General features: G+C 58.9%; 1 protein-coding gene. It reads left to right on the forward strand.

Annotated features, from left to right (window positions below):
• Positions 1-90 precede the first annotated feature (90 nt).
• On the forward strand, positions 91-1118 hold a 1028-nt coding region (locus ACM43_RS09635), incomplete at its 3' end, for an ISAs1 family transposase (protein WP_271539856.1).

Consider the following 1118-nt stretch of genomic DNA (forward strand, 5'->3'; position numbering starts at 1 on the left):
GGGCAGGGGAATCGCATGTAATCCTAAGGCATTGCGATTTGGAGAGAAATCGATTCTGAAGGTGACTCCTGGAGTTGGAAGGAGCGACCGATGGATCGATTTTCGGAGTGCTTCGAAGAGCTGCCCGACCCGCGTGCGGACAATGCGCTGCACGACCTGACGGAGCTTTTGTTCATCGCCCTGATGGCTACGTTGTGCGGAGCGACAAGTTGCACCGACATGGCGCTGTTTGCGCGGCTGAAGGCTTACCTTTGGCAGGACGTGCTGGTGCTTAAGCATGGATTGCCGAGCCATGATACGTTCAGCCGTGTGTTCCGCATGCTCGATCCAAAAGCGTTCGAAGCGGCATTCCGACGCTTTATGGAGGCTTTCGCTCAAGGTGCGAAGATTGCACAGCCACAAGGCGTGATCGCGTTAGACGGCAAGGCGCTGCGGCGTGGCTACGAGAGCGGCAAAAGCCACATGCCGCCGGTCATGGTGACGGCCTGGGCGGCGCAGACGCGTATGGCGTTGGCCAATGTTCTGGCGCCAAACAACAACGAAGCCCTCGGCGCTTTGCAACTCCTCGAACTCTTGCAACTCAAAGGCTGCGTAGTGACGGCGGATGCACTGCATTGCCACCGCGGCATGGCCGAAAAGATCGTGACGCGGGGCGGCGATTACGTGCTGGCTGTGAAGGAGAATCAGCCCGCGCTGTTGGCTGACGCCAAGGCAGCGATTGCCGCAGCCACGCGCAAGGGTCAGAAGCCGGTCGCCACCACGGATGCAGACCATGGGCGAAAAGAAAAGCGCAGCGCGCTTGTCGTGCCCGTCAAAGACATGGCCCAAAAGCATAACTTTCCTGGCCTCAAGGCAGTCGCGCGGATCAGGAGCAAGCGGGGGAACGACAAAACCGTCGAACGCTACTTCCTGATGAGCCAAAACTACAGTCGAACGCAGGTTTTGCGCATTGTTCGCACCCATTGGACCATCGAAAACGGCCTGCACTGGCCGCTCGATGTCATCCTCGACGAGGATCTGGCACGCAATCGCAAGGACAACGGTCCGGCCAACCTTGCCGTGCTCAGACGACTCGCCCTCAACGTCGCCAGAGCTCACCCCGATACAAAAATCTCCTT

Origin of the sequence: Bradyrhizobium sp. CCBAU 45321, from assembly GCF_028128975.1 — a bacterium.
Lineage (GTDB): Bacteria > Pseudomonadota > Alphaproteobacteria > Rhizobiales > Xanthobacteraceae > Bradyrhizobium > Bradyrhizobium yuanmingense.